The organism is Kingella potus, assembly GCF_900451175.1.
Taxonomy (GTDB): Bacteria; Pseudomonadota; Gammaproteobacteria; order Burkholderiales; family Neisseriaceae; genus Neisseria; species Neisseria potus.
The window spans coordinates 542997-558019 of record NZ_UGJJ01000002.1; the positions used below are offsets into that span (position 1 = coordinate 542997).

Annotated in this window: 15 protein-coding genes and 1 tRNA gene; 10 read left to right on the plus strand and 6 right to left on the minus strand. The window is 59.6% G+C overall.

The annotated features are described in order from the left end of the window. Nucleotides 1-39: 39 nt before the first annotated feature. The gene (locus DYE40_RS09100; protein WP_115308774.1) at nt 40-939 is read right to left on the minus strand and encodes a LysR family transcriptional regulator; all 900 of its coding nucleotides are present in this window, start codon (nt 937-939) and stop codon (nt 40-42) included. 127 nt (nt 940-1066) lie between these two features. Here DYE40_RS09100 and DYE40_RS09105 point away from each other — a divergent pair, with 127 nt between their 5' ends. Both DYE40_RS09105 and DYE40_RS09110 read left to right on the plus strand, forming a co-directional pair. After that, entirely contained in the window at nt 1067-1465 is a 399-nt protein-coding gene (locus DYE40_RS09105; protein ID WP_115308775.1) for a DoxX family protein, read from the plus strand. Between the two features lie 10 nt (nt 1466-1475). Beyond that, nucleotides 1476-2081 (plus strand): nitroreductase family protein, encoded by a 606-nt coding sequence (locus DYE40_RS09110; RefSeq protein ID WP_115308776.1) that lies wholly within the window; start codon nt 1476-1478, stop codon nt 2079-2081. A gap of 86 nt (nt 2082-2167) precedes the next feature. Here DYE40_RS09110 and DYE40_RS09115 read toward each other — a convergent pair whose 3' ends face one another. Both DYE40_RS09115 and DYE40_RS09120 read right to left on the minus strand, forming a co-directional pair. Then, nucleotides 2168-2428: a hypothetical protein gene (locus tag DYE40_RS09115; RefSeq protein WP_244731648.1), complete on the minus strand. Its 261-nt coding sequence runs from the start codon at nt 2426-2428 to the stop codon at nt 2168-2170. Between the two features lie 332 nt (nt 2429-2760). Next, a complete protein-coding gene (locus tag DYE40_RS09120) occupies nt 2761-3687 on the minus strand; it encodes a bifunctional riboflavin kinase/FAD synthetase (RefSeq protein WP_115308778.1) in 927 nt (308 codons plus the stop codon). Nucleotides 3688-3869: 182 nt separating this feature from the next. On the opposite strand from DYE40_RS09120, the gene DYE40_RS09125 reads away from it, so the two are divergent. Then, nucleotides 3870-4619, plus strand: coding sequence for an amino acid ABC transporter permease (locus DYE40_RS09125; protein WP_115308969.1), 750 nt, complete (start codon nt 3870-3872; stop codon nt 4617-4619). Between the two features lie 135 nt (nt 4620-4754). Continuing rightward, nucleotides 4755-5273, plus strand: a complete 519-nt coding sequence (locus DYE40_RS09130) for a hypothetical protein (protein WP_115308779.1) — start codon at nt 4755-4757, stop codon at nt 5271-5273. Nucleotides 5274-5416: 143 nt separating this feature from the next. Here DYE40_RS09130 and murJ read toward each other — a convergent pair whose 3' ends face one another. Beyond that, the gene (gene murJ / locus DYE40_RS09135; RefSeq protein ID WP_115308780.1) at nt 5417-6955 is read right to left on the minus strand and encodes a murein biosynthesis integral membrane protein MurJ; all 1539 of its coding nucleotides are present in this window, start codon (nt 6953-6955) and stop codon (nt 5417-5419) included. Between the two features lie 45 nt (nt 6956-7000). Continuing rightward, nucleotides 7001-7076: transfer RNA gene (locus DYE40_RS09140), tRNA-Lys, on the minus strand. Between the two features lie 107 nt (nt 7077-7183). Here DYE40_RS09140 and DYE40_RS09145 point away from each other — a divergent pair. Further along, complete coding sequence (locus DYE40_RS09145; protein ID WP_115308781.1) at nt 7184-7642, plus strand: glucosamine-fructose-6-phosphate aminotransferase; 459 nt, start codon at nt 7184-7186, stop codon at nt 7640-7642. After that, nucleotides 7639-8922 carry a glutamate-1-semialdehyde 2,1-aminomutase gene (hemL, locus tag DYE40_RS09150; protein ID WP_115308782.1) on the plus strand — a complete coding sequence of 428 codons (1284 nt, stop codon included), beginning with the start codon at nt 7639-7641 and terminating at the stop codon, nt 8920-8922. The genes DYE40_RS09145 and hemL overlap by 4 nt, the downstream gene beginning before the upstream one ends. Nucleotides 8923-9046: 124 nt before the next feature. On the opposite strand, the gene pyrH is transcribed toward hemL, so the two are convergent. After that, nucleotides 9047-9766: a UMP kinase gene (gene pyrH, locus DYE40_RS09155; protein ID WP_115308783.1), complete on the minus strand. Its 720-nt coding sequence runs from the start codon at nt 9764-9766 to the stop codon at nt 9047-9049. A gap of 220 nt (nt 9767-9986) precedes the next feature. Between pyrH and DYE40_RS09160 the strand changes: the two genes are divergently transcribed. The 4 genes from DYE40_RS09160 to DYE40_RS09175 all read left to right on the plus strand — a co-directional run bounded on the left by DYE40_RS09160 (nt 9987) and on the right by DYE40_RS09175 (nt 14869). After that, nucleotides 9987-10325, plus strand: coding sequence for a hypothetical protein (locus DYE40_RS09160; protein WP_115308784.1), 339 nt, complete (start codon nt 9987-9989; stop codon nt 10323-10325). 35 nt (nt 10326-10360) lie between these two features. Next, entirely contained in the window at nt 10361-12700 is a 2340-nt protein-coding gene (locus DYE40_RS09165; protein WP_115308785.1) for an MMPL family transporter, read from the plus strand. 221 nt (nt 12701-12921) lie between these two features. After that, complete coding sequence (locus DYE40_RS09170) at nt 12922-13605, plus strand: Abi family protein (protein ID WP_115308786.1); 684 nt, start codon at nt 12922-12924, stop codon at nt 13603-13605. Between the two features lie 22 nt (nt 13606-13627). Further along, nucleotides 13628-14869, plus strand: a complete 1242-nt coding sequence (locus DYE40_RS09175; protein ID WP_115308787.1) for an NAD(P)/FAD-dependent oxidoreductase — start codon at nt 13628-13630, stop codon at nt 14867-14869. The last annotated feature ends 154 nt before the right edge of the window (nt 14870-15023 follow it).

Below are 15023 nucleotides of genomic sequence, written 5' to 3' on the forward strand. Positions count from 1 at the left end.
ACCTAAACGGCAGAGGCCGTCTGAAAAGTGCAGATGTTTTCAGACGGCCTCTCCGTCTGTTTTGGTCTGTCTGCACAGAAAATCAATGAAGCTGCGCACTTTCGCGCTGAGGAAGGCGCGGTCGGGATAGACGGCGTAGAGGGTGGCGGTGAGGATGTGCCAGTCGGGCAGCAGGCGCACGAGGCGGCCGCTTTCGAGGTCGCGGCGCACCGTCCATTCGGGCAGGTAGCCGAGGCCGCAGCCGGCCAGTACCATTTTGCGCACCATCAGCGTGTTGTCGGCACGGATCGGGGCGGGCGGGGCAAGCGTGAAACTTTCGCCGCCGCGCGTGATGCGCACGCTGCCCATGTCCACATAGCTGGGCAGCACGAAATCATGCCGTGCGGCTTCCTGCGGCGCGGCGGGAGTGCCGCGTGCGGCGAGATAGGCGGGCGCGGCGGTGAGGAAGAAGCGGATGCCGCAGAGCGGGCGGACAATCAGGCCGGGCGGCAGATCGTCGGTGCTGACGCGCAGGGCGAGATCGATGCCTTCGGCCACCAGGTCGGCTTTGCGGTTGTCGAGGATCAGGTCGAGCGTGACCTGCGGATGGCGGCGGCGGTATTCGGCCAGATGGCCGCAGAAATGGGCGTTGGCAAACCACATGGGCATGGTGATGCGGAGCTGCCCCTGCGGGATGTCTGCGCCGCCTGCGGCGCGTTCGGCGGCGGTGTCGAGCGTTTCCAGGGCTTCGGTGCAGCGGCGGTAGTATTCCGCGCCGGCCTCGGTCAGGTGCAGGCTGCGGCTGTTGCGCTGCAAGAGTTTGGCGCGGATGTGTTTTTCCAAATGGGAAACATGCTTGCTGGTCATGGCGGTGGAAATGCCGAGCTTGGCGGCGGCGCGGGTAAAGCTGCCCTGGCGGACGACTTCGCGGAATACGCGCAGGCTGAACAGGGTGTCCATAGTGTCTTTCGTTTCTTTTGCGGAAAGGCTGCATCAATGCCGCGAGTATATATCTGCGCAGGGGCTTTATCTATAATGCGTTTTTCCGATAACCGTTACCGCGCCGAGTGCGCGAAAGGAAACCCCGATGAATACCGTCCGTTTTGCCCCCGCCGTGCTGTCGCTGCTGCGTATTGCTGCGGCCTATATGTTTATCCTCCACGGCACGTCCAAATTTTTCTCGTTTCCTGTGGATATGGGCGGCGGCGCGCCTTCCGGCATTTATCTGGCGGCGGCGGTGTTGGAAACGGGCGGCGGCATCCTGCTGCTTTTGGGGCTGCTGACCCGCCCCGTGGCCTTTGTGCTTTCCGGCCAGATGGCCGTGGCTTATTTTATGGCGCACGCGGGCGGCGGCAACGCGCTGTTTCCGTTGGCCAACGGCGGCGAACCGGCCGCGCTGTTCAGCTTTGTGTTCCTGTATCTGGCCGCTGCCGGCGGCGGCGCGTGGTCGCTGGACAAACTTTTCTGCAAAAACCGTTCCGAATAAGGAGGACGATATGACTTACCAACACCTGCAACAGGCGGCCGAAACCCGCCGCTCCGTTTACGCGCTGGACAAAAACCTGCCGCTGCCCGCTGCCGAAGTGGCGGCAATTGTCGGCCACGCGGTCAAACACACGCCTTCGGCATTCAATTCGCAGTCTACCCGCGTGGTGGTGCTGTTTGGTGCCGAGCATGAGAAGCTGTGGGGTTTTGCCGAAGACGCGCTGCGTGCCGTCGTGCCTGCCGGCCAGTTTGGGCCGACCGCGCAGAAAATGGCGATGTTCAAAGCCGCTGCCGGCTCGGTGCTGTTTTTTGAAGACCGGGATGTCGTAAAAGGCTTGAAGGAACGCTTCCCGTCCTATGCCGACAACTTCCCCGTGTGGGCGGAACACGCCGACGCGATGCACCAGTATGCGGTGTGGACGACGCTGGCCGCCGCCGGTATCGGCGCGAATCTGCAACACTACAATCCGCTGATCGACCAGGCCGTTGCCCGCGAATGGAACATCCCCGCATCGTGGACGCTGCGTGCCGAGCTGGTGTTCGGCGGCATTGCCGCGCCGGCGGACGGCAAGGAATACGCGCCGCTGGACACGCGCTTCAAAGTGTACGGCGCGTAAACGCTGCCGCATATGAAAGAGGCCGTCTGAAAACCCGTAAAACAGGTTTTCAGACGGCCTCTTGTATGCCTGCCGCAGCAGCGGGCTTATTGCGGCGGCTGCATGGCGGCGGCACCGCCGAGGAAGGCGGCAACCAGCACGAAGTACAGTACGATACCGATCAGGGCGAAAACCAGCCAGGCTTTGCAGAAATTGGATTTGCTCGGATTGGTGCTGCTGCTAAAGCCCCACACGCAGGCCATAATCAGACCGATAAGCGGCAGAGAGAGGACAATCAAGGTAACAATCCATTCGCCGACACCGATGGCGGGGGTGGATTGCTGGAATGCTTGCGGCTGCTGGTTCATGCTCATGCTCCTTAAAGTAAAGTATGGAGGGGGAGATACGGGAATAACAAACGTTCCGCCTGATGTTTGTTTGCGGAAATTTACGCGATTATACGGTTTGGGTGTTAAGAATGCCAGCGGTTTGCAATTGCAGCTCCGATACTTTCAGACGGCCTCTGCTGTTTTGTAGGTGTGTGGCACAGCCACGCACGCGGTTTTACTGCTTGGGAAACATCCCGATTTTCTGCAACACAGAGAGTGCGCACGCCGCTTGGGCGGCACACCCTGCCTTGCGTCCGCGCAGCTTGTGCGGTACAGCTTCCCCGCATACGGATTTTTCTGCCTGCACGTTTTCAGACGGCCTGCCAGTTTCTTGCCGCCGCGATGTCCTCGTGTATCCGGACGCGCAGCTCGTCCAGGCCGGAAAATTTCTCTTCGTCGCGCAGCTTGTGCAGAAAGCGCACGGTGAGCCGTTCGCCGTAGAGATTGCCGGAAAAACCGATCAGATGGACTTCCAGCTTCTGTGCGCCGCCGCCCTCCACCGTGGGATTGCGGCCGAAGCTCGCCGCGCCGCGCCGCCTGCCGAAGCGGCCTTCGGCTTCCACGGCAAACACGCCAGAGAGCGCGTAGCGGTGCGGCGGCAGATGGATGTTGGCGGTGGGGCAGCCCAGCGTGCGGCCGAGCTTGCGCCCGTGGACGACGCGGCCGGAGAGCGTGTAGGCATGGCCGAGAATGCGCTGCGCCTCGTCCAAACGCCCTGCCTGCAACAGGCCGCGCACGGCTGTACTGCTGGCCCTGCCGCCCGCTGCCAGAATGCTGGGGGTTTGTTCGGTAACGAAATCCGTCTGCGCCGACAACAGCGCGAAATCGCCGCTGCGGCCCTGTCCGAAACGGAAATCGTCGCCCACCAGCAGATAGCGCGTATCCAGCTCGCGGCGCAGGATGCCGCCGATAAAGTCTTGCGCGCCCATTTTCGCAAAGGCGCGGTTAAAACGCAGCACGCGTACGGAATCCACGCAGCCGCTCTCGCGCAGCAGGCGCAGCTTGTCGCGCAGCGGCGTGAGGCGCGGCGGCGGTTCGCGCCCTGCGAGACGGGCGAAAAACTCGGCCGGCTGCGGCTCGAACACCACGGCGGCCGGAGCCAGCCCGCGTGCGTCCGCCTCGGCTTTGAGCCTTTGCAGGATGTGCAGATGTCCCAAATGCACACCGTCGAAATTGCCGATGGTAACGGCGGCGGACAAGGCGGCGGGCGGCGGAGTGCCTCCCGGAAAAATCTTCATGGCGGACGCTCTTTCGAGGGAAAACGTTTATTGTAAACGGATTTGTACGGAGTTTACAAAAAGCCGCAGCGGCAATTAAATGGCGCGTATTGTGTTTTTTCTTGTAAAATGCGCGGTTTCCCGTGCGCTGTACGGTATTCCGCCGCCTGCCGCTTTTTCTGTTTCTCCGAATAATCTTTTTTATGAATTTCCGTTTCGACATTATTTACGAATACCGCTGGATGTTTCTCACCGGCGCACTGATGACGCTGGGTCTGACCTTTCTCGCCACGCTGGGCGGCACGCTTTTGGGGCTTTTGGGCGCACTGGCGCGGATTATCCGCTTTGAAAAAGGCGGCGTGTTCCTACGCGGGCTGGGCTGGGTGATGCGCAATCTGTCGCTGCTTTATGTAACGGTGTTTCGCGGCACGCCGCTGTTTGTGCAGATTTTTATCTGGTATTTCGTCTGGCTTGCCGCACTCATCCACCCGGCCGACGGCTGGCTGGTGAGCGGGCCGGCGGCGGCGGAGCTGCGCCGCAACTATGGCGCGGTCATCGCCGGCGTACTCGCCCTGACCGCCAACTCCGGCGCATACATTACCGAAATCTTCCGCGCGGGCATCCAGTCTATCGACAAAGGCCAGATGGAGGCCGCCCGCTCGCTGGGCATGACCTACACCCAGGCCATGCGCTTCATCATTCTGCCGCAGGCCGTGCGCCGTATGCTGCCGCCGCTGGCCAATGAGTTCATCACCCTTTTGAAAGACAGCTCGCTGCTGTCGGCTATCGCCGTTGCCGAGCTGGCCTATGTGCAGCGCACCATTTCCGGCCGTTATTCGGTATATGAAGAGCCGCTGTACGCCATTGCCCTGATTTATCTGGCGATGACGCTGTGCCTGAGCTGGCTGTTTTCCTCGCTGGAAAAACGCTACAGCCTGCAACGCCACCATTAGGCCGCCGCCGCGTTTTTGCCGCCAAACGGCGGTAACGCCCAAGCGGCACTACCCCGCTTTTCCGGCATTTGGTGCCGCTTCCGTTCCGCCGGCTTTTGCTGCCGGCGGAAAACCGTTGTCCGCAAAGGAGTCCGCATGATGAAATTCCGTCTGTTTCCGTTTTGTGCCGCCGTTTTCGCGCTGGCGGCCTGCGGCGGCAATGAAGCCGCCGATGCCGTACCCAAGCCGCCCAAGCCCGGGTTTACGGTGAAGTTTCTCGATATTGAGGTGCTTGTGCCTAAGCTGCCGCTGGGCGAACCCGTAATCAGCGGGGCGCAGGACGGCACGAAAACCTACCGCTATCCGATTAAAGGTTTGCCGGAAGGGAATTTTGTCGAAATCAGCGGCAAAACGCCGGAAAATATGCACGCGCTCAACGGGCGGTGTATGGAAGATTCTGCTGCGGGCTGGGCAGAAGGCGGCATCTGCCGCGATTTGTTTGGCAAACTCGCCGCCGCCGTTACCGCACAGCCCGATGTGGTGGGCGGCTATCTGCTGGAACACGCAGGCTTGCAGCCGGTGTCCGCGCAACACACTTATGCGGCGGTGCAGGACGGGCGTTTTGTTTTCGATGCGGACAAAACGGGGATGTTTTCGCTGCGGCGGCGGCATTAGAACGGGCAAAAAGCGCAAGAGGCCGTCTGAAAACCTGCAAACGGGTTTTCAGACGGCCTCTTAAATTTGCGGCGGTGCGCGGCGCAGCGGTATGGGGCTGTACGCGTACGTTGCGGCCGGAGGAGGGGGCAGCAATGCCGCCGTCAGCTTTCCGAGCGTTTGAAATGGTGCGGACGGAAGCCGAGCGCGGCCAGCGAGGTGAAATAGAGCGTGATGCCCAGCAGCACCAGCCAAAACAGTTGCAGCGTTTTCTGCCAGCCGCGTATCTCTATCCATTCGAGCGGCATCAGGCTTTGCGCCGCCCACAGGCCGCCGCCCATCACCGCCAGCGCGATGGCGAGTTTGCCCAAAAAACGCTGCCAGCCCGCTTCGGGCAGATACAGGCCTTTGACACGCAGCAGCGTATAGAGCAGCGCGGCATTCAGGCACGCGCCCAAGCCGACGGAAAGCGACAAACCGACGTGTTTGAGCGGCACGATGAAAGCTAGGTTCATGATTTGGGTAACGATTAGGGTAAACACGGCGATTTTTACCGGCGTTTTGATGTTTTGCTGCGCGTAGAAGGCGGGGGCAAGTACTTTAATCATAATCTGGCCGATAACGCAGAAAGAGCAGGCAATCAGAGCGTTTTTGGTCATGACCGCGTCGTGGGCGGTAAAGCCTTTATTGACGAACATGGTGGCGATCAGCGGGTAGGCCAGCAGTGCCAGCCCCAGCGCGGCGGGCGCGGCCAGCAGGCAGCACAGGCGCAGCCCCCAGTCGAGCAGCTTGGAAAATTCGCGCGGATTGCGCCCGCCCGCGTGTTTGGACAGCGTGGGCAGCAGAATCGTACCCAAAGCCACGCCCAGTACGCCGGTAGGCAGCTCGGTAAGGCGGTCGGCATAGTACATCCACGAAATGCTGCCGCTTTGCAGATAGGAAGCGAATATGGTGTTGATAACCAGGGAAATCTGCGCCACGCTGGCGGCAAAAACGGCGGGCATCATCTGTTTGACCACGCGGTTGACCGCCGAGTTTTTGAAATCGAGTTTGGGCAGGTGGAGGAAACCCTGTTTGGCCATCCACGGAAGCTGGAACGAAAGCTGCAAAATGCCGCCGACAAACACCGCCCAAGCCAGCGCGGTAACAGGGGGATCAAAATAGGGAACGAAATACAGGGAAAAAACGATAAACGACAGATTGAGCAGCACCGGCGTGAAGGCGGGTATTTGGAATTTGTGGTAGGTGTTGAGTATCGATCCGACGAAAGACGACAGGGAAATCAGTAAGATATAGGGAAACATAATCCGCAGCAGATCGGATGCCAGCGCGAATTTCCCGGGGGTTTTGGCAAAGCCGGAGGCGGTGAGGCCGATAATCCACGGTGCGGCCAGCACGCCGACGGCGGTTACGACGGTGAGCGCGAAAGTGAGCATTCCCGCGATGTACTGCACAAATTCGCGCGTCGCTTCGGGCGATTTGGTCTGTTTGTATTCCGCCAGCACCGGCACGAAGGCCTGCGCGAATGCGCCTTCGGCAAAAATGCGCCGCAGCAGGTTGGGCAGCTTGAACGCGGTAAAAAACGCATCGGCGGCATCGCCCGCGCCGAATACCCGCGCGATAATCATGTCGCGGACGAAACCGAGTATGCGCGAGAGCATGGTCATGCTGCCGAGTTTGCCGAGAATGGGGAGCAGGTTCATGTCGTTGCGAAAAAAAAGCCAAGTTTTGCAACCTGGCTTTGTGAATGGTGGGTCGTGAGCGATTCGAACGCTCGACCAACGGATTAAAAGTCCGCTGCTCTACCGACTGAGCTAACGACCCGCGTGATGAATTGAAGTGCGCATAATAAGAGGTTTGGAAAAACGTGTCAAGCGTTTTCCAAGTTTTTTTTGTCGCACGGCGGCGGAGGCCGTCTGAAAAATAGTAAAATGCTGCTTATTATTTGGAATAACGCCATGCGCCGCCTGCCGCTTATTGTTTCCATTTTCCTGCTTGCCGCCTGCGTCTCCGATTTCCGGCAGCGCGAAAACGCCTTTCTGCGCCGCGAAAGCGAAACTTCGCTGGCACAGAAAATCGTTAAAGGCCAAACCACCCGCGCCGAAATCGAAGCCATGTTCGGCAGGCCGTCCCGCGGTTACAACGGCTGCTACGGTTACTACACGGTATCGCTGCCGTTTTACAACTTCCTGCCGACCAATTTTTTCTACATGAAAAGCCGCGATGACACATGGAAGCTGTGCATCGATTACGCGGAGGACAACACTGTGGCCGACTACCGTTTCAGCCACGATGTCAAAACCGACATCGACTCTCCCGCCGGCAGCGCGATCCAAGTTCTATTCAAACGGTCTGAAAAATCCACCCAATCCACTAAGGAAAACCCATGAACCGCAACGAAACCCTGTTTGCCCGTGCCAAAAACATTATTCCCGGCGGCGTGAATTCGCCCGTACGCGCCTTCGGCAGCGTCGGCGGCGTGCCGCGTTTCATTACCAAAGCCGAAGGGGCGTATGTGTGGGATGCGGACGGTACGCGCTACACCGACTACGTCGGCTCGTGGGGGCCGGCGATTGTCGGACACGCGCATTCCGAAGTGATTGAAGCCGTGCGCGAAGCGGCTTTGGGCGGTTTGTCGTTCGGCGCGCCCACCGAGGGCGAAATCGTCATCGCCGAAGAAATCGCCAAACTGGTGCCCAGCGTCGAACAGGTGCGCCTGGTCAGCTCCGGCACGGAAGCCACCATGTCGGCCATCCGCCTTGCGCGCGGCTTTACCGGCCGCGACAAAATCATCAAATTCGAGGGCTGCTACCACGGCCATTCCGACAGCCTGCTGGTCAAGGCGGGCAGCGGCCTTTTGACTTTCGGCAACCCGTCGTCGGCCGGCGTGCCTGCCGATTTCACCCGGCACACGCTGGTGTTGGAATACAACAATGTCGCGCAACTGGAAGAAACGTTCGCGCAAATCGGCAGCGAAACCGCCTGCGTGATTGTCGAGCCCTTTGCAGGAAACATGAATCTGGTGCGGCCGTCTGAAAACTTCGTCAAAGCACTGCGCGATTTGACTGCCAAACACGGCGCGGTGTTGGTTTACGACGAAGTGATGACGGGTTTCCGTGTCGCGCTCGGCGGCGCACAGTCGCTGCACGGCATTACGCCCGATTTGACCACGATGGGTAAAGTGATCGGCGGCGGCATGCCGCTGGCGGCGTTCGGCGGGCGGCGCGACATCATGGCCTGCATCTCTCCGCTCGGCGGCGTGTATCAGGCCGGCACTTTGTCGGGCAACCCTGTGGCCGTGGCCGCCGGTTTGAAAACGCTGGAAATCATCCAACGTCCGGGCTTTTACGAAAACCTGACGGCGCGTACCGAACAGTTGGTAAACGGTTTTAAAAACGCCGCCGCCGACGCGGGTGTGAAATTTGCCGCCGACAGCGTGGGCGGTATGTTCGGTCTGTATTTTGCCGACGGCCTGCCGCAAAACTACGGCGATATGGCGCGCTCCGATACCGACGGCTTCAAAACCTTCTTCCACGGCATGCTGGATAAAAACGTTGCCTTCGGCCCGTCGGCCTACGAAGCGGGCTTCGTTTCCGCCGCGCATACGACTGAATTGATTGAAGAAACCGTAGCCGCCGCAAAAGAAGTGTTCGCAGCGGTGGCGGGCTGAAAAAGGCCGTGCGGGCGCGGATGGAAGCGCACCGCACGGTGTGGGATGTTGAGAGGCCGTCTGAAAACCTGTTTACGGGTTTTCAGACGGCCTCTTTGATATTGCAGATATTGCGGCGGCGTGGTCAGCAGTGTACCAGCGTGCCTTCGTCATCGCCGGCGACGACGCGTTTGAGTGCGCCTTCTTTGGCGATGGCGAACACGACGATGTTGAGCTTGCGTTCGCGGCAGAGGGCGAAGGCGGTGGCATCCATCACTTTCAGGTTTTTGTTGAGAGCTTCGTCAAAAGTGATGTTCTCGTAGCGGGCGGCCGACGGGTCTTTTTTCGGATCGGCGGTGTACACGCCGTCGACGTTGGTGGCTTTGAGCATCACGTCGCAATTCATTTCCGCACCGCGCAGGGCGGCGGCGGTGTCGGTGGTGAAGAACGGATTGCCCGTGCCGGCGGCGAAGATGACGACTTTGCCTTCTTTCAGATACTGTATGGCTTTGGGGCGGGCGTAGGTTTCGGCAATCTGCTGCATGGAAAGCGCGGATTGGACGCGGGCTTTCACGCCGAGCGATTCAAACGCGTCTTTGAGGGCGAGGGCGTTCATCACGGTGGCCATCATGCCCATGTAGTCGGCGGTAGCCCTGTCCATGCTGGCGGCCTGCGCGGATACGCCGCGGAAAATATTGCCGCCGCCGACGACAATGCCGACCTGCACGCCCATATCGGCGATTTCTTTCACTTGGGCGGTGATCTGCATGATGGTGTCGCGGTTGATGCCGAAAGGGTCGGAGCCCATCAGGGCTTCGCCGGAGAGTTTGAGGAGGACGCGTTTGTATTTGACGGGGGTGGTCATACGGGATTCCTTGTGTAACGGGTGGGAAGGGCAAACGGCGGGCATTATACGCTTATCGCACGGCACACCCGAGAGGCCGTCTGAAAAAAATCCGGTGCGCGGGGCGGAAGCTGTTTTTCGTCAAAGCGGATGCGGGAGGGCAGGGCGCGGCAGGCGGTTTGGGTTTACAATCTGCCCGCCGTTTCAGACGGCCTTTTTCAGAAATTTTCGGGAGATTGCAATGAAAACGAAACTAACCGCCGCCCTGCTGTGCCTTTGCGCCTTTTCCGCCCACGCCGCCTGCACCGAAAGCGGCCAGCAGTGCGTGTACTACAAAAACGGCAGCGTCGCAGGGGAGGGCGCGTGCACGGTCAGCAAATGCCAGGACGCGTCGGGCAGCTCGCTCAAATGGAAGCAGAAGGGCGGCACGGCGGTGGTGGTGGAAACGAAAAACGGCAAAACCACGGTCAACGGCAAACCGGGCGGGCAGGTGAAAAACGGCACCGCCGCCGGCATGGGGCTGACCTGCTACGGCACGGCGGCAAACAAGGGCGAGCAGTTCTGCGCCACAAGCTACTGATGCCCGCGCGTATGCAGCAAAAGGCCGTCTGAAACATGAATATCCGCCTCCTGCGCCGTTTTTTTACGGCCTGTTTCTTCGTTGTGGCTTTTTTTGCCGTGTATATGTTTGCCGCCCGCCAGCCGCTCCAAACCAACCTCACCGCCCTGCTCCCCGCCGAGCAGCAGCCCGATACCCTGCTGCTGGCTGCCGACCAAGCGGGCGAGGCGCAGCTCAACGGGCAGATTGTGTTGCTGGCAGGCAGCGGCAATGCGGAAACGGCGTTTCAGGCTGCCGCCGAAATTGCCGAACAATGGCGCGGCAGCGGCGTGTTTGCCTCGGTGGACAGCAGCGTGATGCCCGATTTGGACAGCGTGCGTGCCGATATGCGGCATTTGGCGTTGGCAACGCTGCCGCAGGCGCAGGCGCAGCTGCTGCTGGACAATCCCAAGCAGTATTTCCAAACCCGCGCCGAAGAAGCGGCGAACCCGTTTGCCGCGCCCACGCCCTTGTCGCTGGAACAAGACTGGCTGGGCTTCGGGCGGTTTGTGGCGGCAAAAGCCAATCCGCAAAGCCGCCTGCAATGGAATATGGACAACGGCATGCTGTTCACCGAAGCAGACGGCAAAACATGGGTGTGGCTGCGCGGCCGTCTGAAAACGGGCGACCAATTCTCGGGCAACGACCAGCTCCTGCCGCTTATCAACGGCAGCCGCGCCATCGCCCACAAACACGGCGCGGAAACGCTGACGGCAGGCGGCGCATTGTTTGCCGCCGCCTCCAAAACCGCCGCCGAAGCGGAAAGCCGCAGCATGAGCTTGGCAGGCACGCTGGCAACGTTCGCGCTTTTGCTGTGGGTGTTCCGCAGCGCGCGCGTGTTCTGGCTGGTGCTGCCGCTGGCGGCAGGAATGCTGACGGGGCTGGCGGCGGCGTTGGCGGTATTTGGCGAAGTGCATATTTTAACCATCGTCATCGGCACCAGCTTGGTGGGGATGCTGGTGGATTTTCCGCTGCACTGGCTTGCGCCGTCCGTATTCGGGCAGCCTGAAAACGGAAAAAGCAGCCGAAACAACGGGCTATGGCAGCCTGAAAACGCAATGAAGCACGTTCTCCCCAGCTTTGCCGCCAGCCTGCTGATTACCGTGTTGGGCTACGCGCTGCTGTGGTTCACGCCGCTGGCGGTGTTGCGCCAAACCGCCGTGTTTTCAGGCTTCGCGCTGCTGGGCGCGTTTGGCGCAACCGTGTTGTGGCTGCCGCCGCTGTTTCGCCGTTATCGGGCGAAAGCCGTGCCGTTTGCCGCCCTGACGCAAACGCTGCTCGCGCTGCAACGCCGTCTGAACGCCCGTCTGCACAAGCGCGGCTGGCTGCTGCTGGGCGGCATTTTCTTGGCGGCAGGCCTGTGGCGCAGCGACTGGCGCGACGACATCCGCCAATGGGTCAATATGCCGTCTGAAATGCTGCTGGAAGTGCAGCGCATCGGAGAATTGAGCGGCACCGATTTCGGCGGACGCTACATCGTTGCCGAAGCCGCCGATGAAGACGCGCTGCTCGCCAAAACCGCCGAAATCGACCGCGCCCTGCAACCGCTCATCGCGCAAGGCAAGCTCGGCGGCACGCAGTCGCTGCACCAATTTGCCGCCCCCGTTTCGCAACAGCGGCAATGGCAGGCGCAACTGCGCGCGCTGGCAGGGCAGCCTGAAAACTGGCAGCCGCTCGCCGACATCGGCATTCCGCAAAAAACCATCCGCCAAGCCCTGATTCAAGCCGCCGACACGCCGCCGCTCACGCTTTCAGGCAGCCTGAAAACCGAGCTTGCCCAAGCATGGCAGCCGCTGTATCTGGGCGAAGTGGAACGCGGACGCTACGCCGCCATCGTGCGCCTGAACGGCTTGGCAGACGAAGCTGCCGCCCGCGCCGCCGTGCAAAACATCACGGGCGCGCATTGGGCAGACAAACGCGCCCATCTCAACGAACTGTTCCGCCACACGCGCAACCAAGCCGCATGGCTCAAACTCGCCTCCTACGCGCTGGCATGGCTGCTGTTGTGGCGGATGTTCGGCGCAAAACGCGGCAGCAAAATCCTAATCGTGCCGCTTGCCGCCGCCGTCTGCACCGTTGCCGCGCTCGGCTGGCTGGGCATCCCCGTGAGCCTGTTTGCCATGTTCGGGCTGCTCTTGGTTTCCGCCATCGGCGTGGACTACGCCGTTTATGCGCTCACCGCCAAACACACCGCCGCCGCACGCCTAGGCGGAATGCTGCTCGCCGCCGCCACCACCGCCATCTCATTCGCCCTGCTCGCATCCAGCGGCACCCCCGCCGTTGCCGCATTCGGGCTGACGGTAACCATCGGCGTGGGGTTTAACCTTTGGCTGGCAGGCGCGTTGTTGAAGGATTAGGCATACAAAAAGCCCCGCAAATTGCTTCGCGGGGCTTCAAATTGACGCCTGATGGGGTATTTGCCGTCATTGCAGCCATCGATCCCAAAAGACTAACGCTTCGGATATTACTGGTTTTAACCCATTCATGTCAAACCTTAAAAATATCAGGACGGTTTGCGTCTTTACATAAGTTATAATTTGTTTGAATACTGTTCACATCCGCCCGACATTACCCCCGTATGCTTACCCTCACCGATGAAATTCAAGAAGCCTTATCTACCGAACGCTTCGCACCTTATTTAAGCCAATGCGGCAATAATTTTGATGCCGCCTGCGAGCTTTATATATGGAACATGGCAGTATCGGGCGCGTTTTTCCCGTGGCTGAATATGGTGGAAATCGTATTGCGCAACCGCATCCATTTTGCGCTTAGTGCCGTTCACGGCAGCAGATGGGTTTGGCAGCATGGTTTTATCAATACACTTCCCAAACCCAAACAAGGTTTCAATCCCAGAGACGAATTAGCCGCTGTCGGCAAAAAATACGGCAAAACGCAGCAAACAGGCAAAGTCATCGCCGATTTGAATTTTGCCTTTTGGCAGCAGATGCTGAAAAAGAACCAGCTTCACACCTTATGGAACAAACACCTGTCCGCAGCCTTTCCCAATTTGGACCTTGCAAAAACAACCGATGCCAACCGCCAAACGCTTTACGACCATATTGAGCAAATACGGAAACTGCGCAACCGCATCGCCCATCACGAACCGATACACGAGCGCGATTTAAGCGGCGATTTGGACAGCATTCTGTATGTGCTTGGCGCGGCGCACTCGCAAGATTTCATCGGCTGGCTGAAACGCAGCCTGCCTTTTCACTTTGCAGAGACTTCATATATTGAAATCTTATTACAAAACAAACCGTAACTTTTTAAAAAAGGATAACAAAATGTCTGAACAATTTGACATCGCCATCATCGGCGCAGGCCCCTCCGGCGCGGTTGCCGCCGCCTTGCTCAACAAACAAGGCTTCAACGTATGCGTGCTGGAAAAACAGCATTTTCCGCGCTTCGTCATCGGCGAAAGCCTGCTGCCGCACTGCATGAAAGCATTGGAAGAAGCAGGCTTTGCCGATGCCGTCCGCGCCGAAAAAAGTTTCCAGTTTAAAAACGGCGCAGCGTTTGCATGGGGCAGCCGCCGCACCGCCTTTGATTTCACCGACAAATTTTCAGACGGCCCCGGCACCACCTTCCAAGTGCGCCGCGAAATATTTGACCAAATCCTGATTAACGAAGCCGCCAAACAAGGCGTGGAAGTGCGCTTCGGGCACGGCGTAACCGCCTTTGACAACAGCGGCGGCACCGCAAAACTGGCGGTGGAAAGCGACACAGGCGAAGCATACGAACTCACCGCCCGTTTCGTCTTGGATGCCAGCGGCTACGGGCGCGTGCTGCCGCGCCTTTTAGACTTGGAAACCCCGTCGCACCTGCCCCCGCGCATGGCGCACTTCACCCGCATCACCGACAACATCACCGCCGATGCGGATTTTGACCGCGACAAAATCCTCATCACCACCCACCCCCGGCACCGCGACATCTGGTTTTGGACAATCCCTTTCGGCGACAACACCTGCTCGCTCGGCGTAGTCGGCACGCCCGACAAACTCGCAGGCGAAGCGGAAACCGTGCTGAAAAAAATGGTGGGCGACTGCGCCCATTTTGTAGAACTGTTTGCCCGCGCCGAATGGGAAAACGGCTTCCCCTACCGCACGATACAAGGCTATTCCGCCAACGTAAAAACGCTGCACGGCAAACATTTCGCCCTATTGGGCAACGCCGCCGAATTTCTGGACCCCGTGTTCTCATCAGGCGTAACCATCGCCCTGCATTCCGCCAAACTCGCCGCCGACCTGCTGGGCAAACAGCTCAAAGGCGGCGCGGCAGACTGGCAGCGCGAATTTGCCGAACCGCTGATGGTGGGCGTAAACACCTTCCGCACCTATGTAAACGGCTGGTACGACCTACGCTTCCAAAACGTGCTGTACGCCCCCAACCGCGCCCCCGAAATCGGGCGCATGATTTCGTCCATCCTCGCAGGCTATGCGTGGGATACCGCAAACCCGTTTGTGGCGAAATCGGAACAACGCCTGAACACGCTGGCAGAGCTGGTGGGCGATTTGGCGTTTGAATAACGGCTGGACGGCTTTGATGCCGTCTGAAAGCGGGTTTACGCGCTTCCGCGAAGCTAAAACCCTATGGCAAGCGATTGGCAAGCCGAAAGCGTTTCAGCTTCGCTGAAACCCGCTGCGCCCGTTTTCAGGCTGCCTTTCAGACGGCATCAAAGGC